Annotated in this window: 17 protein-coding genes and 1 riboswitch; all 17 genes read right to left on the bottom strand. The window is 47.9% G+C overall.

Annotated elements, in window-relative coordinates; genetic code table 11:
- Positions 1 to 5: 5 nt before the first annotated feature.
- Positions 6 to 191, bottom strand: a complete 186-nt coding sequence (locus AC0THY_RS13330) for a hypothetical protein (protein ID WP_489991088.1) — start codon at positions 189 to 191, stop codon at positions 6 to 8.
- Positions 192 to 631: 440 nt separating this feature from the next.
- Positions 632 to 1,732, bottom strand: a complete 1,101-nt coding sequence (locus AC0THY_RS13325) for a hypothetical protein (RefSeq protein ID WP_489991087.1) — start codon at positions 1,730 to 1,732, stop codon at positions 632 to 634.
- A gap of 380 nt (positions 1,733 to 2,112) precedes the next feature.
- A complete protein-coding gene (locus AC0THY_RS13320; RefSeq protein WP_489991086.1) occupies positions 2,113 to 3,489 on the bottom strand; it encodes an NCS2 family permease in 1,377 nt (458 codons plus the stop codon).
- A gap of 90 nt (positions 3,490 to 3,579) precedes the next feature.
- Positions 3,580 to 5,049 carry a stage IV sporulation protein A gene (gene spoIVA, locus AC0THY_RS13315; protein WP_489991085.1) on the bottom strand — a complete coding sequence of 490 codons (1,470 nt, stop codon included), beginning with the start codon at positions 5,047 to 5,049 and terminating at the stop codon, positions 3,580 to 3,582.
- Between the two features lie 58 nt (positions 5,050 to 5,107).
- Positions 5,108 to 6,796: a [FeFe] hydrogenase, group A gene (locus AC0THY_RS13310; protein WP_489991084.1), complete on the bottom strand. Its 1,689-nt coding sequence runs from the start codon at positions 6,794 to 6,796 to the stop codon at positions 5,108 to 5,110.
- Between the two features lie 14 nt (positions 6,797 to 6,810).
- A complete protein-coding gene (locus AC0THY_RS13305; protein WP_489991083.1) occupies positions 6,811 to 8,682 on the bottom strand; it encodes an NADH-ubiquinone oxidoreductase-F iron-sulfur binding region domain-containing protein in 1,872 nt (623 codons plus the stop codon).
- Positions 8,679 to 9,161, bottom strand: coding sequence for a complex I 24 kDa subunit family protein (locus AC0THY_RS13300; protein WP_489991082.1), 483 nt, complete (start codon positions 9,159 to 9,161; stop codon positions 8,679 to 8,681). Before AC0THY_RS13300 ends, AC0THY_RS13305 begins: the two co-directional genes overlap by 4 nt.
- Positions 9,162 to 9,660: 499 nt before the next feature.
- A riboswitch (cobalamin riboswitch) is annotated at positions 9,661 to 9,847 on the bottom strand.
- A gap of 600 nt (positions 9,848 to 10,447) precedes the next feature.
- Entirely contained in the window at positions 10,448 to 11,299 is an 852-nt protein-coding gene (locus AC0THY_RS13295; protein ID WP_489991081.1) for a bifunctional 5,10-methylenetetrahydrofolate dehydrogenase/5,10-methenyltetrahydrofolate cyclohydrolase, read from the bottom strand.
- A 15-nt stretch (positions 11,300 to 11,314) separates the two neighbouring features.
- The gene (locus AC0THY_RS13290) at positions 11,315 to 11,944 is read right to left on the bottom strand and encodes a cyclodeaminase/cyclohydrolase family protein (RefSeq protein ID WP_489991080.1); all 630 of its coding nucleotides are present in this window, start codon (positions 11,942 to 11,944) and stop codon (positions 11,315 to 11,317) included.
- A gap of 13 nt (positions 11,945 to 11,957) precedes the next feature.
- Positions 11,958 to 12,608: a DUF3786 domain-containing protein gene (locus AC0THY_RS13285; RefSeq protein WP_489991079.1), complete on the bottom strand. Its 651-nt coding sequence runs from the start codon at positions 12,606 to 12,608 to the stop codon at positions 11,958 to 11,960.
- An 82-nt stretch (positions 12,609 to 12,690) separates the two neighbouring features.
- Entirely contained in the window at positions 12,691 to 14,610 is a 1,920-nt protein-coding gene (gene acsV, locus AC0THY_RS13280) for a corrinoid activation/regeneration protein AcsV (protein ID WP_489991078.1), read from the bottom strand.
- Positions 14,611 to 14,613: 3 nt separating this feature from the next.
- On the bottom strand, positions 14,614 to 15,399 hold the full coding sequence (gene acsE, locus AC0THY_RS13275; RefSeq protein WP_489991077.1) for a carbon monoxide dehydrogenase/acetyl-CoA synthase methytransferase subunit: 786 nt from the start codon (positions 15,397 to 15,399) through the stop codon (positions 14,614 to 14,616).
- Positions 15,400 to 15,474: 75 nt separating this feature from the next.
- Positions 15,475 to 16,818 carry an acetyl-CoA decarbonylase/synthase complex subunit gamma gene (gene acsC / locus AC0THY_RS13270; RefSeq protein WP_489991076.1) on the bottom strand — a complete coding sequence of 448 codons (1,344 nt, stop codon included), beginning with the start codon at positions 16,816 to 16,818 and terminating at the stop codon, positions 15,475 to 15,477.
- A gap of 27 nt (positions 16,819 to 16,845) precedes the next feature.
- The gene (acsD, locus tag AC0THY_RS13265; RefSeq protein ID WP_489991075.1) at positions 16,846 to 17,787 is read right to left on the bottom strand and encodes an acetyl-CoA decarbonylase/synthase complex subunit delta; all 942 of its coding nucleotides are present in this window, start codon (positions 17,785 to 17,787) and stop codon (positions 16,846 to 16,848) included.
- Between the two features lie 273 nt (positions 17,788 to 18,060).
- Positions 18,061 to 20,184, bottom strand: coding sequence for an acetyl-CoA decarbonylase/synthase complex subunit alpha/beta (acsB, locus tag AC0THY_RS13260; RefSeq protein WP_489991074.1), 2,124 nt, complete (start codon positions 20,182 to 20,184; stop codon positions 18,061 to 18,063).
- A gap of 14 nt (positions 20,185 to 20,198) precedes the next feature.
- Positions 20,199 to 20,969, bottom strand: a complete 771-nt coding sequence (locus AC0THY_RS13255; protein ID WP_489991073.1) for an ATP-binding protein — start codon at positions 20,967 to 20,969, stop codon at positions 20,199 to 20,201.
- Positions 20,970 to 20,999: 30 nt separating this feature from the next.
- A complete protein-coding gene (gene cooS / locus AC0THY_RS13250; RefSeq protein WP_489991072.1) occupies positions 21,000 to 22,892 on the bottom strand; it encodes an anaerobic carbon-monoxide dehydrogenase catalytic subunit in 1,893 nt (630 codons plus the stop codon).
- Positions 22,893 to 23,133: the final 241 nt, after the last annotated feature.

The following is a 23,133-nucleotide window of genomic DNA, read 5'->3' as shown; positions in this document are numbered from 1 at the left end:
TACTGTTACAAAGACTGCTCTTCCAATCGTTCTTCTTTAATCGCTGCAAACTCTTCTATTTTATTTCTATAAGGACGTATTTCTTTGACAATTTCATCATCTGATTTTCCATCAGCCTCCATAGCTTTTAATTTCTTACTGTAAATTTCATACAGTTCCTGCTGTATTTTATCACTCTCTACATCTTTCATAATATTTAACTCTTTTTCTTTCTCCGCATCCAATTCTGCCCGTAAATTTAAGATCTCTATAAATAAAGGGTCATCCTCATATACCCATAGACTATAGCGCTCTAATGTGCTCCATAACTTTTTGCTCTTTAATTTCTTTTTTGCAGCTATCTTTCGATTTTTATTCTCATTTCGTTTTGCTTTTCGTAGTCTATAACAAACTTAAATAGCACTTTGACTCTCATTTTTAATTCCCTTCTCTATTCTTTGCACTGGCAAAAAATGTGTTGACTGTCTTATTTACAGCTGCTTTTTGAGATTGGTTTGGGTGCTTACTGGTGCTGCCAAAAATGCTATGATAACGGCTGCCAACAGGGGGCTAATTTTTTTTCATAACTTAATTTTCTCCTTTAAGTTTCATTTTGCAATATTTCTGTTCTTACAATAGGGCATTTTTTATTTTAACTCCCCAGATGTTCCTTAAACGCAAGTGGAAATACCGGATATATTATTATCTTTGGGTCTGCTTCCTTTAACAGCTTACACATTTTGGGACTAAATACTAATTCGTGATGTTCTAGGTCAAATTCTCTCCGAGCCAGATTGATATCCTCCCACTTTTCTATCTTTTCAAAATCAACGTACCAGTTATGAAAATATTTATCGTAATCACTATTAGTATCCCCACTCACCCACTCCATTTTTTGTTTTCCGCATATACTGCATACTTCCCCTCCTGTTATTCTCCCATCTGTATAACTTCCAGCAGGCAGTATATTTTTTGCAATTATCTGATATCCCACAAGTTCTGATCCCTTTACTCCCATATATGCAGGGCAAAAATACTCTGCAGCGACTCCATTTTTCATTAAATATTCGTACATTGGCAGTGTTACAAATAAATCACCCTCAGACTCAAAAACCTTTTTGACATTACTGTACTTTTTTAAAGTTTGACTTCTTTTTAATATGCATGGACCAATCTGTTCTACATATCTTTTGCATTCGTCACACCGCTTCAGAAATTTTTCTTTTTTTTCAATTTCAGGACACTGGAATGACCCGCTGATAAGATATCCTGCTATCTCTTTTTCTTCATCTTCTGTGTATTCAGGAAAGTAGTCCATTATATATATGGTGCATCCTGGCATTGGCTCATAGCATAAATTAGTCCTTGCATTTTCCTGATGAAGAATTTCCGTCATCTCTTCCCAATAGGGAACCAGCGCAGTGAAAATCTCTTCCTCAGATATCCCTTTATCCTGCATACTTTCTAGCCGCTTGCAATTAGCATTATACAACTCCCAATATTTTTTGTGATCCCACCCTTCACTTATAGCCTTAGTTCTTCTTCTTACCCCATCCAACAATTCATTTTTGAGACTAATAATTTCATTATATAAAGGATCATCCTCATAAACAAATAATCTATAACGCCTATTAGAATCCCATGAGTCTTTTATTTTTGCCTTTCGTTCTCTGATTATTTCTTCAAATCTTCTACGAAATTTGTTGTTCTTTTGTATGTCAATGTCCAGGTATACTTCTACTTTAACTCTCATATATTCTCTCTTCTTATAATTTTATATTTTTAGATGTTATAATGCGCGGGCCATAATGTCATACAATACATGCTTACATACAATTGGATAATTTTGGGCCCCAACGTCATATTATACTGTCATTATTTCTATTTTACAAGTGCTATACTATATATTTTAGATATATTCCCCGTCTTACAGTGTCAGCATCATAGTTTTTTAAGGACGTTTAAATTTCAAACATGTACACTCAAGCGTATTTGCTGGAGTTTTATAAAAAATCTCAAATAAAAAAGATGTTAAGTCACAGATTCTAAACTGTGGTTAACATCTTTTTTATCATTCAACTATGAAAATTAGGATTCCAGACGCTATGGCAGCGGCTGTCAGTTACTGGAAGTTTAAAGCAGAAAATATTTCAATATGAACAAGACTGCCAAAACATACATAACCACATTCAATTTCTTTGCCCTTCCGGAAACCAGGTTGATTACCACATAGGAGATGACTCCCATGGAAATACCCTCGGAAATGCTGTAGAAGAACGGCATTGCCGCGATGCAGATAAATGCCGGAAGTCCCTCGCAGGGATCGGAAAAATTGATGACACCCACATTGCTTAGCATATAGAAGCCAACTACGATCAGAGCCGGTGCAGTCGCAAAGGAAGGGATTGCCAGGAAAATCGGGGACAGAAACAGTGCCAGCGCGAATAAAATCGCTGTGGTGACAGAGGTAAGACCTGTTCTGCCGCCCTCCGCAACACCGGAGGCACTCTCCACAAAAGTGGTAACTGTGGAAGTACCCAGCACAGCGCCTGCTGTGGTGGCAACCGCATCCGCCATCAGGGCTCCCTTGATCTTTGGAAGCTTTCCGTTTTTGTCCAGCATATCCGCCTTTGTGGATACACCGATCAGAGTTCCCAGAGTATCAAATAAATCCACAAACAGGAATGCAAACACAATGACAACCAGTTCTAAGATAGGGATTCCTGTAAACTGGAATTTTGCAAACACTGGTGCAAGGCTCGGAATGGAAATTCCGGAGCTGAAATCCGGGAGCAGGGAATAAAAACCGATCTCCGCATTTGGAACATAGACCCCGGCAAACTGGCAGATAATACCCAAAGCCCAGGTAATCAAAATTCCCCACAGAATATTTCCCTTTACCTTCTTGGCCACCAGAATCGCTGTGATCAGGACTCCGACAATTGCCAGAAGAACCGTGATTCCCACATCATTGAAACTGCCCGCCCCATCATTTAAGCCCTGAAAGCCTTCTACAGAGAACAGGGACACCAGTGTGCTTCCGCCCAGGACGATCTTTGCATTCTGAAGTCCGATAAAGGCGATGAAGAGTCCGATACCAACGCTCACCGCATGCTTCAGCGTGACCGGAATCGCATTGAAGATAGCCTCACGCACGTTAAAACAGGAAAGCAGGATAAAGATAATGCCTTCAATAAATACTGCTGCCAGAGCAATCTGCCAGGAATACCCATACTGCAAAACAACGGTATAGGCAAAATAAGCATTTAATCCCATACCAGGTGCCAGCGCAAATGGATAGTTTGAGAAAATTGCCATCAAAACGGTTCCGATGAAAGAGGCCAGTGCAGTTGCCGTAAACACCGCACCCTTATCCATCCCTGCTGCTGAAAGAATATTTGGGTTTACTGCCAGAATGTAAGCCATTGTCATAAAGGTAGTGATACCAGCTATGATTTCTGTCTTAACATTGGTGTTGTGTTCTTTCAGCTTGAAAATCTTTTCTAACATGTGTTTCCCTCCTGTGTGTTTTTTATTTTTTCAACATAAAAAGTTTATCAAATTTTTATACTTTTGTAAATGGGTTTTGTGCTTCTTTTATTAGATAATAATGCACACTAGCCCGCCGTTTGATTCATTGACGATCTTTTTCATGGTATCCTGCAGCTTCACCTGGCTCTCCTCACCGATCACTGAGAGTTTTGTTCGGATACCGTCCTCCACCAGCTGTTCGATGGACTTTCCGAAAATATTGGTTTCCCAGATGCCCTGCTCTCCCTTGCTGTTCTCTTTAATGTACGTAATCAGATCCTCTGCCTGCTGCTCACTGCCTACAATGGGAGCGATCTCAGTCTCTATGTCCGCCTTAATCAAATGGATCGACGGACTGGCCGCCTTGATCTTTACCCCGAACTTGCTGCCCTGCTTGATGACCGTGGGCTCCTCCAGAATAATCTCATCCTTCTTGGGTGTAATCACCCCATAGCCGCATCCGCGAACCGCATTGACCGCATCCGACACATTCTCATACTCTTTTTTGAGAGCGGACAGGTCCTTGATCATGGAAATCAGCTGATACTCTCCTTCTATGGGAACCCCCGTCATATCGCTGAGCATTTCATAGTAGTATGTATCGTCAATTTCGATCTGCACCTTTGCAGTGCCCTCAGCCAGTTCCACACCGTCCAGTTTGATCTTTTTCACAAAGTCATTCGAGAACTGGATACTCTCACCCGACACATCCCTTATGTGACTCATGCCCTTGAGTAATTCCCGGATATTCTCTAAAAGGGAGCTCTTGATTTTGTGGTCCGCCGGAAGCGTCTCCACCCACTTAGGTACGTAAAACTCCAGTTTGACCAGCGGAAATTCATATAGAATCTTTTCCATGATCCTGTTCACATCATCTTTTCGAAGCTGTTCACAGTTTACCGCCATGGCAGAGATCCCGTACTGGGATTCCAGGTAGTTTACCGTCTTCTTTGCTTCATCCCCGTAGGGCTTTTCGGAATTGACAATCACAATAAACGGTTTGCCGGATTTCTGCAGTTCTGTGATTGCTTTTTTCTCTGGCTCGATAAAGCTCTCTCTGGGCAGCTCCCCAAAGCTTCCGTCACATGTTATGATGATTCCTATGGTTGAGTGATCCCGAATCACCTTCTCCGTGCCAATCTCCGCAGCCTTTGTAAAGGGAATCTCATTCTCAGACCAGGGAGTCTTCACCATGCGAACCTGGTTGTTGTCATCCACACCGGAAGCGCCGTCTACTATGTATCCAACGCAGTCCACCAGACGCACCTTCATTGCCAATTCGTCTGAGAGCGCCAGCTGCGCAGCGTCTTTGGGTACAAACTTGGGCTCCACCGTGGTGATGGTTTTCCCTTTTCCGCTGGTGGGCATCTCATCCGTGGCAATCGCTCTGGCGTTCTCTGCCAGATTCGGCAGCACCATCTCCTCCATAAATCTCCTGATAAAGGTAGATTTTCCTGTTCTCACCGGGCCTACAATTCCCAGATAGACCTCGCCTTTTGTCCGTGCTTGTATATCTTTGTATAAGTTGAATTCTTCCATACAAATACCCCCTCGCTGTACTGTTACAGTATATGCAGCCAGGGGGTAAATTTAGAATTTATTTTTCCTGATTGTGCAGGATGTGATGAACCTTTCCTTTTAATATGCCGTCATAGAGCGGAGCAATCAGCGGGTTCTCGTCTGATTTCTTGATGATGGAGATATTGTCCGCATTGTAAATTCCCTGCTCTCTGAGGGTCTTTGTGCGGTCACCGGCTCTGGGCGGCTGGCCGCCTCCCATGATACATCCCCGGCGGCAGGCCATTACCTCAATCAGATGGTAATTTACCTCCCCCTTCTTTACCCTCTCCATAACCGTTCTGGCATTGGCCAGACCGCTCACTATACAGATATTTAAATCTTTGCCCTCATAGGTAACCGTAAGCTCCTTGATTCCCTCAGAACCGCGGACTCCACTGGATGCGATCTCATCGAGGGATTCTTTATTGTGCTCACCCACCAGGCGGCGCAGCACTGCCTCGGTTACACCGCCGGTTACACCGAAGATTACACCGCCTCCGGAACCAAGTCCGAACGGCATGTCACAGGCTTCCGGTGTCAGTGTCCCAAATTCAATACCGGAGTTGCGGATCATGCGGATCAGCTCTGTGGTGGTGATAACAATGTCTGTATCCTGTTTTCCTTTTGTAAAGCTGTTGGGACGGATTGCTTCCATCTTTTTCGCTGTACAGGGCATGATGGAGACCATCACGGTCTTCTTGCCGGCAGCACGCTTGGGGTCGCGGTAGTATTCCTTAACCACAGCGGAAAACATTCCCTGGGGTGAGCGGCAGGAGGAGATATTCTCCACATACTCCGGATACTGGTCGTGTACAAACTTAACCCATGCAGGGCAGCAGGAGGTCAGCAGAGGCAGGTTTTCTTCTGTGTTGATGCGTTCCACAAACTCTTCCGACTCCTCGATCACCGTCAAATCCGCGCTGAAGGAGGTATCATACACCTCATCAAAGCCCATGCGGTGCAGCACATTCACGATCTTGCCCATCACACTTCTGCCCTTCTGCAGACCAAAGGCGTCTCCCACAGCCACACGCACGGCAGGCGCCACCTGGGCCACCACTCTGGTGTCCTTGTCCGCCAGGGCATCCCACACTTCATCCATGTGGGTTTTGATGCTGATGGCTCCGGTGGGACAGTATACACGGCACTGGCCGCAGTTTACACAGTCCGTCTCCGCAATGGGTTTATTGAATGCAGGCATTACCATAGCGTCTGTGCCCCGGAATGCGAAGCCCAGTGCACCGATCCCCTGGATTTCCTCGCAGGCACGCACACAGTCACCACAGAGTATACACTTATTCGGGTCCCGGACAATGGAGGGGGAACTGGTATCTAAGGGGCGCAGCTCTCTTGTATTTTTAAAGCGCACATTTGTCACACCCATACGGTGAGCAAGCTCCTGAAGCACACACTCCCCGCTCTTTACACAGGTGGTACAGTCTCTGCAGTGGGCTGCCAGAAGAAGCTCCACAATAAGCTTTCTGTATTTTTTGATTCTTCCCGTATTGGTGTATACCACCATTCCATCCCTGGGTTCCTCGGAGCAGGATGCAAAGGTCCTTCCCCTGTCATCCTCCACAGTGCAGAGGCGGCAGGCGCCAAATGTGGATACCTCGGAATGATAGCAGAGTGTAGGCAGCGATATGCCCGCCTTTCTGATCACAGAAAGGACATTCTTTTCATCGGTATATTCAACCTTTCTACCGTCTATTGTCATATAAGCCATATCTCTTATCCCTCCTATGCTTCGATATAGACTGCATCAAAGGCGCAGTTATCTTTACATGCCCCGCACTTGATACACAAGTCATTGTTAATGGTATAGGCGTGTTTCAGCTTTCCGGTGATAGCTCCCACCGGACAGTTCTTGGCACACTTGCTGCAGCCCTTGCAAAATTCCGGATTTATCTTAAATTTGCGCAGCGCCTGACAGGTCTTGGAAGCGCACTTTTTGTCAACGATATGCTCAATGTATTCCTGTCGGAACGTCTTTAAGGTGCTGAGAACCGGAAGCGGAGCGCTCTTTCCCAGACCGCAGAGAGCCATGCTCTTGACCATCTCCGCCAATTCCTCCAGCTGATCCAAGTCCTCCAGTTCGCCTTCCCCTGCAACAATGCGCTCCAGGATCTCCAGCATCCGCTTTGTACCCTCCCTGCAGGGAACACACTTACCACAGGATTCTCTCTGGGTAAAGCTCATAAAGAAGCGCGCCACTTCCACCATGCAGGTATGCTCGTCCATCACCACCAGGCCTCCGGAGCCCACGATGGCATTGTACTTCTTTACAGAGTCGAAGTCCAGTCCGATATCCAGATGTGGAGTGATCAGACATCCGCCGGAGGGTCCGCCGATCTGTACTGCCTTAAACTCTCCGTCGCCCTTTATTCCGCCGCCGATATCATAGATGATTTCCCTGAGTGTGGTACCCATAGGCACCTCGATCAGTCCTGTATTTTCAATGGCCCCAGTGATGGAGAAGGTTTTCGTTCCGGGACTTCCCTCGGAACCGATCCCCCTGTACCACTCTGCTCCCTTTAAAACGATCTTAGGCACATTGGCAAAGGTCTCCACGTTGTTTAACACCGTGGGCTTCTCCCATAGGCCTTTCTCAACCGTACGGGGCGGTTTTACACGGGGCATTCCCCTGTTTCCCTCAATGGATGCCGTCAGGGCGCTTCCCTCGCCGCATACAAAGGCTCCTGCTCCGCGGTTTATGTGCAGGTGGAAATCAAACCCACTGCCCATAATATCGTCGCCCAGCAGATGATACTGCTCAGCCTGGGCAATGGCCAGCTTTAGGCGGGCCACAGACAGTGGATACTCTGCACGCACATAAATGTACCCCTCATGAGACTGAACCGCGTAGGCTGCTATGATCATGCCCTCAATCAGTTTGTAGGGGTCACCTTCCATAACACTGCCGTCCATGAAGGCTCCGGGGTCACCCTCATCGCCGTTACATACAATGTAGCGCACCTTTTCCGCCTGCCTGGCCACCTGTTTCCATTTCCGCCCGGCAGGGAAACCTCCGCCTCCCCTTCCTCTCAGTCCGGACTTGTCCACCTCATCGATCACCTGATCCGGGGTCATGTCAAACAATGCTTTTGCAAGGGCGTCAAAACCGCCCGCTGCTATGTATTCGTCAATGGATTCCGAATTGATATTTCCACAGTTCTCCAGGACAATGCGGGTCTGCTTGGCGATAAAGGGGATGTCACTGGGACGCTCATAGGCATTGTCCCCTTTGCGGTAAAACAGCCGCTCTACAGGTTCCCCGCGCTGGATGGTTCTCTCAAAGATCTCCTTGCAGTCCTCGGGCTGTACTTTTACATATTGGTAATCATAGGGCTCTATGCGCATCAAAGGGCCCAACTCGCAGATTCCCTGACATCCTGTCTTAATGACACCCAGATGGGGAACCTCCTCCTGCATCTCCACCGTAACTCCGTCCACATCCTCACAGAGCAGAGCCATCTGCTCGTAAATCTTCTGGGAGCCGGATGCAATGCACCCGGTGCCCGAACAGACGAGGACACGACAGGTATAGGATTCCAGATCCTTCTGTACAGCAGTTCTCTGATTTTCCAGTGCTGCTTTGCTATCTATGCTCATACGCTCTTCTCACCTCTCAATTTTTCTATTAATTCCAATGCTTTTTCCGGGGTCATGTTGGGATGAACCTCGTCATTGACGGTCAGTGTTGGGGCCAGTCCGCAGGCGCCCAGACAGGATACGGTCTCCACGGTAAACAACATGTCATCCGTGGTGTGTTTTTTCTGGCTAAGCCCCAACTCCTTAAACAGCGCCTCCTGAATCAGAGCAGACTTTCGCACATGGCAGGCTGTTCCGTCGCACACCTTAATGATATATTTACCTTTTTGATCAAAGGAAAAGTTCTCATAAAAGGTTGCAACGCTGTAGGCCTTGGCCTCTTTTACCCCGATCTCCTTTGCCACATACGTGAGCAGTTCCCCCGGCAGATAACGGTATTCCCCCTGGATATCCTGCATAATCGGGATCAGGGAACTTTGTTTTTTACCGTAATGGGCTATGATCTCATCTGCCTTTTGGTAAAATGACTGGTCTAGCATACAATATACCTCCTTTAATTTTATCGCACAAACAGATTATGCAATTCGCTTGTGTATAATACTTATATTATAATAGATATCATATTTTTGCACAACTTATAATTTTTATCATTAAGGATATTATTTAAATATATACAATTTATAGTTGTCTCAACCTACCTGCAGAGTCAATTTGATATTCGTTTTACAAAGGCCACAATGGAAATTACTCCTGTGGGTAACAATGTACAGGCAGATGAATATAAGCTAAAAAAGCACAATATCTTTTCCGACTCAGCTCATAAAAATAGAGCTGAGAACGAAAAATCTATTGTGCTTTTTGTTATTCGGAAACGGGCTGCGGAATTCCCGCTTCAGAAGGAGGTATTTTGTGTATTTAATGAAATGCTATGAGATGCATTCAATAAAGCCAAAAAAATATGCCTGCTACCCTGCAGACATCTGATACGAAATGAAAGTACTCTTCTATTTCGGATTGGATGTTAAACTTTACACGGAAGCTCATCTCACATACCAAGCAGGTTTCCTGACTTACAGATCATTACGCTGTCTCTCCTTCTCACAAATGGGTATGCAATGGATGATTGAGACAGAATTCCCTGTTTACAGTGACCGGATCGCTCAGGACTTTCACCTGATTCCCTCTTCAGAAGCGGGGCTTCTGCACTTGATACGGCAATATTAAATTACACATCTATAGTATAGATGAATTGCCCATAATTGTCAACAAAAATGATGAGGGGCTGAACAATACAAGTCCAAATCTGTTACAGGCTGAGGGGGACGCTTCCACCGGCGCAGGGCTATCCTTCGTGGACGCGTGCAACATTCCGATGAACTATCTGCTAACTACAACTAAGGGACTCAGGAGCTCCTTCGTCCCTAAGTTTCCGTAAGCAGAGGATTTCATCTACATTAAAAGCGCACGCTAATTGTCCACGAAGGATAGCCCTGCGCCGGTGGAAGCTGTTTCCCGTAGGCGGGAGATGGTGCCACTCAGGCGATCTCCAAACAAGCTCTAGGGAATTTCTATGTTCCAGAACACAGTCACCCGGGCGTTGGCAGCTCTCTAAGCAAACAATTAACGTGCGTTTTTAGCGGCGGGGAAATGACCGTTTACGGAAACTTGGACGCGAAGGCTTTCCTGAGCGTCCTTAGTTGCAGTTAACGGTCAGTTCCCCAGAGCGTTGCACGTGTTTGCGTGAGAGCTGCCAACGCCCGGGTGACGTCCTGGTGGTAACGCAAGTAACAGACCCGACCCGTCCGATCTGTTACCCCTAACTAGGTTATCTGTTTGCCTTCGCTGCCGCTTCCACCACATGCCCTACCAGCACAGAAGTGGTAACACTTCCCACGCCGCCGGGTACCGGAGTGATCGCCTCCACGATGGGCTCTACCTTTGCGTAATCCACGTCACCGCAAAGTTTTCCCTCAGCATTCACATTGATTCCCACATCAATGATCACCTGTCCCGGTGATACATAGGTGTCATCCACTACACCGGCACGTCCTGCTGCCACAATTACGATATCCGCTTCCTTAACAACAGAGGGCATATCCACTGTTCTGGTATGGCAGATCGTCACCGTAGCATTCTTTTTGATCAGCATCATGGCCGCTGGTTTTCCAACTACCAGGCTTCTCCCCACCACCACTGCCTTCTTTCCGGTGCAGTCAATTCCATAATGGTCTAAGATTTCCATGCACGCCTGGGGAGTACATGGCGGGAATCCCACATCTTTGCCTGTGAACACACCTGACATGGAGCCATCTGTCATACAGTCCACATCCTTTGCAGGGTCCAGGGCTGCCTCAATCTCAGTCTGATTGAGATGTCTGGGCAGAGGACGGAACAAGAGAACGCCGTGAATCTTGTCATTCTCATTTACCTCTTTAATTACTTTCAGGACATCCTCCTGGCTGGCATCCTCAGGCAGTAAAAACTTCTCGCAGGCAACTCCCAGAGTCTCGCAGCGCTTGGTTGCACCTCTCTCATAGGAAATATCGCTCTCGTTCTCGCCCACCCGGATAATTCCCAATGTAGGTTTTACCCCTTTTGCCTCAAGCTCTGCCACCTGAGTTTTGATTCTCTCATTTAAAGCTGCTGTTACTTCTTTTCCCAACAATTGTTTTGCCATAAGTCTTTTTCTCCTTTATTTCAATCTTCCAAGCACGCTTGTAAAAATAGCTTCCGCCTTCTTCGGATACTCGGCCAGCATGGCATCTGCCTTCTGGTTCAGCTCCTGTGCATATTCCCTGTTCTTCATGGATTTGGTGTTTATGTACACGTTCAGGGACGCGCCTTCCAACGCTGCTTTGCAGAATGCAGCGCCCACTCCTGCATCACTGATGGCCAGGGCAGAACCCTTTGCTGCAAACTCCTCAATGATATCAATGGCCTCACAGCACTTCTCCATAATCTCCATTGGCACAGAGCAGGCATCCTTCAGAACGATCTCCATGACTCTGGCCTTTTCTGCCTTTTCTTCCTCCGTCTCCCTGGGCATACCGTATGCCTTGGAGAGGGGTTCAAATACCTCCGCGTCTCTCTCAACGAGTTTCAGAAGTTCTGCCTGAAGCTTATCGCATTTTGCCTTCAGCGCATACATCTCCTCCTCCACATCCGCGTACTTCTTTTTGCCCACAGTGAGGCTTCCCACCATGTTACCCAGGGCGGTCCCAATGGCTCCCACCAAAGCGGATGCCCCGCCGCCGCCTGGTACAGGCGCTTTGCTTGCCAGCACTTCCACAAATTCATTGCACGGTACTGTTGAAAATCCCATAATCTACTACCTCCTAAATATTCTTAGCTGATTTTTTTAAAGTGCCGATTGCGATATCTCCCACCACTGCCAGATCCTCCGCCTCAAAAGAGAGAGGGAAATTGTCTGAAAACAAAATCTGGGAAGAGGGAGGAAACTCCTCGTCCGGCGCCCACAGGATGAAACGCACAAAATGGTTGTTGATAAACTCAAACTCATAGGAAATATCCCCCAGTTCAAGCCTCTTGGCACCGATCTTTTCCATCTGCCCGGCAAACTGTTCCTGCCTGGCGGCATATCCGTATGCCAGCCTCATCAGGCACCTGCCCTGGAACTGGCGGAAATACACCTCTCCCCAGGGTACCTCCCGGTAGGTGAGGAACTTTCCTGTGCCCACGGAGGACACCCCTTTTGTGAGAAAGCGGATCACTATGATCTTTGCCGCTGTTTCCTCCAGAAGAGCCCCGTACTGGTTGTCTACTGTCTTAGCCTTCTGAACAGAAAAATCGGGCCAGCTGACCAGATAGGATTTCTGCATCAGACGAATTTCAAACATCCCCTTCTCAGGATCATAGGGAACCCCTGTGCGGTGGCTGGCCTCCACTGGGTCCAGCTTTCGGTATTCCTCCAGATAGTGCTCAAAAGGGATGCGCTCTTTGTTGTCTTTTTCGTACTCTATATTCATTGGGGGCTCCTTCATTTTACGGAAGGCCGGGGATTTTGGCTTGATCTCCGGCCTTCTCATTCTTTCTGACTGAGGCTTTCCCTTACCTGTTGGGAAACAGGGAAGCGTCCGTATGAGGCAGGAAACACGCTCCCACAAACTCATCCATATACTGGGGAATTGCACTCAGTTCTATATAGGTCATATTCTGGGCAACCTCATAGACCTTTCGTTCTGACTCGGTAGAGAACAGCATGGCGTAGGCTCCCGCGAGGGAAGAGTTGCCGATATAGTGGTACATTTCCACCGGAACATCCGGGAACATTCCGATGTGAATGGCATTTTCCATATTAATTCCACTTCCGATGCCCCCTGCCACATACACATTTTCTATCATAGAGACATCAAAATCGCAGTAGGCCAGCATGGTGCGGATTGCGGAGAAGATGGCTCCCTTGGCCCGGATGAAGTTGTCAATATCCACCTCCGTGATCTCCACATCCTTCACAGAGTCCGCCTCATTCTCAAAGGCCAGCACATAGCTGCCCATGCCGTAGCTGTCTCGCTTGACCCTGCGTCCCTCCCGCACAAACTTGCCTTTGGGATCTATGATGCCGCAGCGGAACAGCTCGCTGATTACGTCAATAATACCGGACCCGCACAGGCCGATGGGCTTTGTGCCCTCCTCCCCCACAATCTGGTAGGACGGCTCCATGGTCTCCTGATCAATGGTACAGGCCTCAATGGCCCCGTCAGTTGCCCTCATGCCGCAGCTGATATCCCCGCCCTCAAAGGCGGGACCCGCAGAGCAAGCACAACTCATGAGAAAGTCTGAATTTCCAAACACGATCTCCCCGTTGGTCCCCAGATCGATAAAGAGGGAAAACTCCGGCTTATTCCAGATCATGCTCACAAAGGCACCGGCTGTGATATCTCCGCCCACATAGCTTCCGATGTTGGGGGCCAGGATAATGTGTGCATCAGGATTCACATCCACTCCTATATCAGACGCAAACAGTGCGTTCGTTTTAAAGAATGTGGGGATATAAGGCTCCATGCGAAGGGGGTCCGCATTGATGCCCATCAGCAAATGGTTCATGGTTGAGTTTCCTGCCACGCACATTCTATATATGTTATCTTTCCTGATTTTGGCCTGCCGGCACATGGTCTGTATCAGCGGATTGATCGTTTCGTCAATCACCGCCTTTTGAAGGCGTTCCTTTCCCCCTGGTTTTGAGGATTCAATGATCCGGTTGATCACATCCGCACCATAACGGATCTGCCCATTTCCGGCGGAGCCCTTAGCCAGGATCGTGCCGTCCAGCATATTGATTACAATCGCAGAAACCGTGGTCGTTCCAATGTCAATGGCCACTCCTCCCACCACTGCCTCCTCGTCTATTGGTACAATATCGTACACAAATATGTCAGTGGAAGTTCTGCGAATCACTGCCTTTACTTTAAAGTCTGAGCTGCGCAGCACATCCGGCATCTTTTTCAGGATGGAATAGGGTACCTTTACCTTATCCATTCCGGTGAGCGCCTGGATGGCTCTGGTAAACCGTTCATTGTCCGGCATGGTGTCGTCCAAAGTGGGAGTATCCATAGCCAGCTCTATGATTTCCAGATTGTTTTTCAGTTCAATTCCAGCTTCCGCGATAGACTCTTTGATGTCTTGAAAAATCTTCAGCTCGTCCGGTGAGGACAGGTCTGCTACTTTCATACGGCTCTTGTAGGCAGATGCGATATCAGGTACCATTACCTCCACATCGGCACAGACGGAGCTGACACAGGCCAGACGCCATCCCTCCTGATACTCCTCATCGCTGATGTGACGAGTTTTCTTTGATTCCAGTTCACCGCCAATGAGCTTTACTCTGCATTTTCCGCAAGATGCATTTCCAGAACACGGTGCATCGATAGCTACATTTGTTTTTCTCGCTACCTCAAGAAGGCTTTCACCGAAAGCAGCGAAGACGCTTACATCTTCGCTGTTTTCAAACTTAAAAGTAACTTTATACATAAATTAGATCTCCAGATAGGAGTCAGCGTATAAGGTGTTGCCTTTGAATACATCACAGGACTTGATGGTCTCCATCAGACGCAGGTCACATGGATTTACAATTGCAGAGGTAAGTCCCTGCATCATAGCCATGGCTACCAGTGCGGAGTCCATGATTGGACGGATGTGCTTTGGCATACCGTTTGAGTTGTTGGAAAGTCCGCCAGTGGAGTTAAGTCCCATCTCAGAGAACATTTTGATTGCCTCCAAAACGTCCATCTGCTTGTCCTGCATTCCTTTCACAACCAGGAACAGAGGGTCAAACCACAGATCTTCAGCTTCCATGCCGTGCTCTAAGCCTCTCTCCAGCATGTTCTGGCAATGCATCATACGCTCGTCGTTGTCAGCAGCAATGCCCTCAGCGGAGCACAGTGCGATTACAATGGCATCATTCGCTGCTGCCAGGTCGATGTTCTCGATTCTTCCGCCTGCATCGGCAGAGTTTACGATTGGTTTTCCTTTGCTTCTGTTGTATACGGAGATACCAGCCTCAATAGCTTTTTTATTGGCTGTATCCAGTGCCAGAGGCACATTATCAAAATTCTCCTGAAGCAGCTTCACTGCCCATTTCATCAAGTCCTCTCCATCGCTCTCGGCAGGCCCGATGTTAACATCCAGGTAAGTTGCGCCTGCATCCAGCTGCTCTTTCGCACGTTTCAGAATAGGCTCCGGATCTCTCTCAGCCATAGCTTTGCGGATTGCAGGGGAAATACAGTGGATTCTCTCTCCGATTGTTACAAATTTAGCCATTGTTTGTTCTCCTTTTCATTTTTATAGCTCGGTGTCCCCTTATGGAGGACACCGGCTCATGCTCTTTACTGAAAATTACGCATAATCTTTCATGAATTTAACAAGCTGTACGGCCTCGTTGGGAGCAATAATCACTTCCCAGCCAGGAAGCTTTGCCTCGATCTCGCCCTTAAGTACAGCCACTTTTCCGGGGATGATGAGCTTTCTGCTCTTTACCTTCTCCTCAATCTTCTGCTCTTCAAAGAACTTGGCAATAGAGGTGGAGGAAAGCTTGCCTGCCGCCCAGGCGGTCAGTACGGAAAGTCCGCCTGCATCGCTGATAATCAGGTTGCAGGGAACGCCGGAGCGCTCCAGCTCACCGGATACGATAAAGTATGTAAGTGCAAAGTCAACGGTAGTCAGGCACACTGAATTCTCATCCGCGCCATTTAACGGATAAATGCCCGGTTCTACCTTCATTGGCTTCTGAGGATCGGTAAACAGGTTCTGGCGCAGTCCGAACAGCGGAAGAGCCTCCGCATAGGTGAGCTGCTGCATTACTACAATGGAACCGTATTTCATGGTAAACGCAGAGGCCAGAGCTGCCTGCAGATGCTTGTCATCTTTTGCAAGCGCTGCGGTGTTGACGATGGAAGGATAGCCACAGGTTCTGTCACCGTCTTTGATAGCTGCTTTTCTCAGCTGTACTGCATTGGCAAAAGTCTCCTTAACAGTTCCAGCGGTCACATCGATTACCAGGTTTTTATTGCCTGCCTTTTCAAGGGCTGTTACCGTGTCGTAGATCTCGCTTAAGCTGGCTCCCCTCACGCCCAGAACCACACCTGCCTCTGTGGCAGCTGCATTCATAGCCTCATAGTTGGAAGCATCCGCGCCGTTTAAGATCGGCTTGCTGTCTTTGCACACAGCAAGTGCAGCCTTTGCCACTTCCACGTCTGTACATCCCAGAACCAGGACTCTGCCAAGGCCTGCAGCCTTTTTAACCAGTTCCACATAGTCGTAAGATCCGTCCGCTGAGTAGTTGACGTATACCATCTCCACGAACATTCTCTCGCCAATACGCTCGTAATCCACCTGCGGGATCTCAGCCAGCTTTGCGTCAACTGCCGCTTCATCCATGCAGTTGCACAGAGAAACCGCATATCTGGTCTTGCTGACAAACGTCTTCTCATGTCTGAAAAGAACAGTCTCGCCTCCGAGTGTAATCTCTGCATCGCCTGCGCCGCATTTGATGGTCTTCATTGGCGGTGCAGTAGCCTCAGATAATTTTTCCAGTGCTTCCGGTGCAAAGTGCGGACATGCGCTGATATCCATTGCACCCTGGGCAACTTTCATTGAGAATGCCATACATGTGGGGCATCCGCATTCCTTACAGTTTTTCTTTGGTGATAATTTAAAAATATCAAGACCTTTAAGTGCCATAATTTTTTAATCCTCCTTCTGTAGCAATTAGACTAATGCTTTGATCAGTTTAGACACGGTTGCAACTGATACCGGGTGTTTCAGAATAACTGCGTTGGAACCAGCGGCCAGAACTGCTGCTGCAGTCTCCACTTCCATATCAATTCCGCGCTCTTCCTGGTTACCCCACTCCGGAATATCAGCTTCAGAGGCCATAGCCTCCTTTACGCCCCATGCTTCGGATGCTACAGGAGTGATGATCGGCATCTGCAGGTTTGCATCATCCTGAGACAGAGCTGCCGCTTTTACACGGTCCATGGTGGATACCACATACTCAAAGCCATAGCCTGCTGCTGCGGTTCCCACGTTCATCACAATGCTCTTATTGTCCACACCCAGCTGTGAAAGCAGTACGTTCAGCTGTTTTGCCAGGTTGATATCCACTGCGGACTCAGCTCCCACGATCTGCTTGTAAGCCAGGCCTGCTGCTGCACCTACGGTCTTGTAGTTCTCTTCTTTTGCTGCAAGGAGTACGGCATTCTTTCCGTCAACTGCCTCTGCTGCCTTTGCAAGCAGCTCCGCATCTTTTTCCACATGCTTGCATCCTGCAACCACCAGAGGAAGATCCACTGCTGCCACGATTTCTTTTAACATTCCTACCAATTCCTCAGTAGATTTGTTTGCTCCGTTCGGGTCCCCGCCTTCCATACGGAAGCAAAGGAAATCAACGCCCTCCATGGAAGCTGCTTTTTTTGCAATATCCACAACGGTCTCGCATCCTTCGTAGTACTTCTTCACGCACTCCGGCTCATGTTCCATACCGAAATCTGTGATCTCAATACCAACCTTTGGCGCATTCTCAATAGGTGCGTCAAAAGTATAAAAAGGTAATACATTCTCACCGCCGATTTTAATTGCTTTTTCTCCGCAGCCAATCTCAACTGTGTTGATGCTTGCGTTGAACTTTCCTGATTTTGCTGTAAATGGCATTTTTTAAAAACCTCCTTCATTCTAATTGGCTCTCTTGTAAAATATTTTCAACATAATTTCCAATCACCCATATTTTACCTCGGCCATGCTCAAAAATCAACGAAAAACCCTTTTAATTCAGGCTTTTTCGCTCTGTGCACGCAAAAAAATACACAGATTTCTCCCAAAACGGAGATCTGGTAAAAAATACGGAGACTGCACTGCAGATTACTCCGCAGTGCATCCGTATAAGCTTTATCTCATGTATGGAAATTCCGCAATTTTCCAATATATTTACATCATAGGCTCCATGCTCAGCGCCGGATGTCCCTTCTCCTCCAGGAATGCCAGCAAGGTCTCCGGATCTTCCGCCACAGTCTCATCGCCGATCATATCCGTAAAGTTGTCAATGCCGTAAAGTTCCTTAGCGGTTGCGTTCAGACGCTCTGCAACCTGCTCTTTTAACTCTTTGGGCATCCAAACGATTCTCTCGATACCGCCCTCTGCCTTCATAAATTTCTTGGAAGCGATAAAGTGTTTGCCGTGTCCCATAAATCCAGGTGTCTGAACACCGCCGCCTGTCATGGACGCCAGCTCAGGGAAGGTCATTCCGATAGGTGTCATGCCCGCGTACTCACGGTTGGCGATGCATACGCCGTTTGAGAGAGGCTCAATACCACAGATACACTCAAAGCATCCGCAGGAGGTCATAGGCTTCTCAATGATGGAGTACAAGGATACATCCTCCAGAGCGCCCTGTGACAGCTTGCGCACTGCTTCATTTACATCCTCATACTCACCGATACGCTCATCAATGCATTTCTCCTTGGTGATTACCTGGCAGGGTCCCTCGGGATCAAGCTCATGGGTAGCCTTGGCATCCAGCCATGAAACAGCACCGCACAGACCAAGTCTCTCCGGTGTAACTACACAAACGTGAGACGGTGAGAATGCCTGGCACATGATACAGCTGTAGTATACGTCTACGCCTTCATCGGTAAGTGTGACAAGTCTCTCGTCACGCTTGTCAAACATAGGAGTTGCCACCTCATGACGGATCTTGTTGCACTCAGCCGGATCTGTGTAGATCTTTACCTGGCACTTGTCAACAACTGCTGCAAACTCGCTCTTAACTTTTGCGTACAGCACTTCGCCGATGTGTTTTGCGCGGAAACCAGCTGCAAAGGCATCTTTGCTGATACGGACACGGATCATATCGCGCTGTCCAGTATGCATTACACCCTCAATACAGTTGATATAGGAGTGGAATTTACGCTCAAATACCGGCTCGAAATCAGCCTGCATGTTCTTTCCTGCCACTTCCACTACATATGCAATGCTCTGCTTGCTTCCCACTTCCATCTCATCAATATCCGGTCCGATCAGCTCAATCTTGTGGTCCTCAATCTCAGAACCGTCCTTAGCCAGTACCAGCTCGCAGCAGTCCACTCTGGAACCGTCAAACTCTACCTGCATATCACCGCGGCGGATGATCTCACCTTCAAATGCGGACGCGAAAGCAACCGGGATATCGATCTTTGTGATCTTGATCTTGATATCTCTGGCTTCCAGAGAGGTTGCGTTGAATTTGGAAACGTCTTTCTGTACGATCAGACTCTTCGGCACGCGGAAAGTCTCTTCGTTTGTGATTACCGGGAAGCCCAGTGCGATAGCTCCTGCACCGCAGGCAACGATAACCGGGTCCAGAGGCGCAAATGCATTTACGAATGCAGGCACGCGCTCAAAGGTGTATTTCATCAGTCCTGCAGCATCGCCCGGTGTAATATTACCGAAGATCAGGGCTGCTCTCACAGCAACGGACACTACATGGATTACACTGGTAACATCTTTGCCCAGAGGAATCACACGCACGTTTGCGCCTGTTTTATAGCCCAGCTCTTCACACTGGTCAATGATTCCGCCTACCAGTGTAACCAGGATACCCTGTGCCTGGTAACTCTTGATCAGGTCCACGCCTTCCTGTGCAGTGGGTGCGGAGCCAAGGATAACGGCTACACCTGGGATATCGCCTGTTACAAGGGGAACACCCAGCTCACGGATAATGGCATCACCCAGGTGGCCATAGCAGGGGGCCTCGTAGGGAGCCGCGCCGTCAATATATTTCAGAGCTTCAATAAATTCCGCACACAGAGCGGTAGCAACGCCTGACATAAAGGCGTCATTCAAACGTTTTTCTCTTGTCATCAGGGTCTTTACAACTCCCAGGGCTGCTTTTAACTCTCCCAGGGTTGCCACCTTAGTTCCTGTCACTCCATAATAGCAGGGCAGGCTGTAAGCCGTATCCGGAAACGCAATCGCTTTGTCTTCGCCATGCTCCGCAATCGCCGCGTCGATTGCATTTTCCGTCAAACCATACACGGTATCATTTCCACTAAATACTACATCAAATAATGTCACTGTTATACCTCCAATCAGATATCTGAACGATCGATCTTTTCTTTTATTTTTTGGATTTCTTCTACTGCGGTCTCGCTGAAGTCAAAGGGTGACTTGCCCTGGCGGTCCGCATCCATCACTTCCGTATTATAATGGATGAACCCTAATAGGTCCTCCGAGGGGATTTTGGATTTGATAAACTCCTCATCCTCCTGGTTCCTGACCTTGTTTGCAACAACCCGCACCTGCTTCACTCCCAGCTCTTTGGCCAGGCGTTTTACATTTTTGTAGGTCTGGATACTTCTGGCACCCGGCTCAATCACCACCACAAACTGATCCATTCCCTCTGTGGTTCCTCTTCCCAAATGCTCCAGCCCTGCTTCCATGTCCAAAATCACCACGTCGCCGCTTCTGAGCACCAAATGATTGATGATCCGCTTCAGCATCACATGCTCCGGGCAGACACAACCGCTGCCTGCCGTATCCACAGTCCCCAGAACCAATAGCTTTACGCCATTGCAAACTCTGGAGTAGGTGTCTGGAATATCATCCACTTTGGGATTGATCTTATAAAATTTGTTATCTTCGTTTGCCCCTGTGCGCTCCTGAACCAGTCTCCGCATCTTTGTGATGGGCGTGATCTTATCCAGCTCTTCCTCAGGAAACCCGAGGGCAAGACCTAAATTTGCATCCGGATCAACATCCGCTGCCAGGACGTTCTTTCCTTCCTGTGCATACAATCTGGCCAGGGTGGCGGCAAAGGTGGTCTTCCCCACGCCGCCCTTTCCGGTTACTGCAATTTTCATAGCAATTCATCCTTTACTCTTATTACTTAATTAGATTCCGAGAGCTTCTCTCTTCTCTTCGATTCTGGCGATCATAGCGTCACCCAGCTTGTCAATATCCTTTTCTACGGTATAAGCTGCCTCAACCCAGTCTCTCACACCGCCTGTGAGCAGTTCGGCAACCTCTGTGGAACCGGATACATAGGGATCTACACCCAGGAAGGTATCCAATCCTGTGGATACTACATAGTTTCCAATGGAAACAGCCTTCTCAGACATCCACTCAGGAGCACAGCCCACAACCGGAAGCTGTGAAATGTTCAGTCCGGAATCCTTTGCCAGCTCAGATGCCAGAATCAGCATACGGCTGATATCCACGCAGGAGCCCATGTGCAGTACAGGAGGAATGTCAGCAAGCTCACAAACTCTCTTTAAGCCTGCGCCGCAGAGTTCCTTTGCTTCCTTGTCCATCAGTCCTGCCTTGGCAGCAGCCTGTGCGGAACATCCGGAAGCAATGATGATAATATCATTTGCAATCATCTTCTTCATCAGCTCAATATGAGCAGTATCCGGTCTGATCTTCGGATTGTTGCAGCCAACCATAGCAACCGCGCCGCGGATAACGCCGGAGGTAATGCATTCTACCAAAGGTTTGGTTGTTCCGGTCTCATCTACCTGAGAGTTGGTTACACCGTCCAGTACTTTCACGATGGCTTCCACCGAGTAGCCTACGGTAGCTTTCTGCTTCATATCCGGAATGTACACCAGATCCGGTTTTCTGTTTTCAAAGTTGTCAATCGCTGCCTTAACGATTGCCTTTGCGTTCTCCCCTGCTGTCTCTGCATTGAAGCGGATAAATTCGGAATCCGGCATCTGTGCAATGGGGGAAGTGGTGATAAATTTCGTGTGGAAGCACTTGCTCAGAGGCCCAAGTGCCGGGAAAATACACTGTACGTCAACTACGATGGCCTCGCAGGCACCTGTCAATACTACGTTTTCCTGCTGCAGGAAGTTTCCGGCCATGGGGATACCGCGGCGCATTGCCACCTCATTGGAAGTACAGCAGACACCGGATACGGTAATGCCTTTGGCACCTTTTGACTTGGCGTAAGCGATCATCTCCGGATCATCCGCATATTCACAGATCATCTCAGAGAGTGAGGGATCATGTCCGTGAACCACAATGTTTACGTTCTCCACTTCCATAACGCCTAAGTTTGCCTCAGTGTCAATGGGCTTCGGTGTTCCAAACAATACGTCTGAGAACTCTGTTCCCATCATAGAGCCGCCCCAGCCGTCAGAGAGACCTGAACGGAAAGACTGTCTGATCAGTGCCTCGGGAAGAGATGAGCAACCCATATGAGTCATATGTAAAGAACAGGAAACCTCACGGTCAATAGCGCGCGGTGCAATCTCCTCTCTCTCCCAGATCTCCTGGGTATGTTTCGGTGCTCTCTTTAAGAATCTCTGGGTTCCAAAGGGTTTTCCGTACTCCATAAGGCCCATCTCTGCAATCTCATGCGCAAGATCATAGATATCTTTTCCTTCTGTCTCCACGCCCCACTCTTTTGCGATACGGAGCAGCTTCTCAGGATCTTTCACCTTGTAGTTACCGTCTGCTGCAGAAGCATGCAGAGTATGGCAGATTTCACGGCCATGGTCAGAGTGCGTTGCGGAACCGCCAGCCGTAAATTTCAGATAATTTCTGGCTACGATGCCATGCACATCGCAACCGCAGATTCCTTTCGGTGCCTTCGGGGTGATACGACAGGGTCCCATAGAACAGATTCGGCAACAGACACCCTGCTCACCAAATTTACAATGCGGTGTCTGGTTTTTTACTCTCAACTGCCATGCATCTGCACCGACCTTTTTGCCTGTCTCCAGCAATCTCTCGGTAGCTGCTTCAAATTCTTCTACCGTAGTTAATTTAAAATTTCCCATTATAAACCTCCTTCTAAAATTGGGTATTTAAGCGGGCGTTCTTTTATCCCATCCGCCCCCATGGGATATTTTTCTTCCAAACAAAGGAGACTCTTTCGTCTCCTTTATTCAGAGAAATTATCAAAAAACTTCGTAACTGTTCAGTACCTTCACAGTTACATGCAAAAATCCATTTAAAATCACCTTCGGTGATGGGATTTTTGCACTCCTGAATCATTTACTCACGGTCTGCGCAGTAAAT

It is taken from the genome of Ruminococcus sp. 8Y-12, assembly GCF_058119865.1.
The sequence above is the reverse complement of the archived record's forward strand: the minus strand, read 5'-3'. Positions and strand labels throughout refer to the sequence as shown.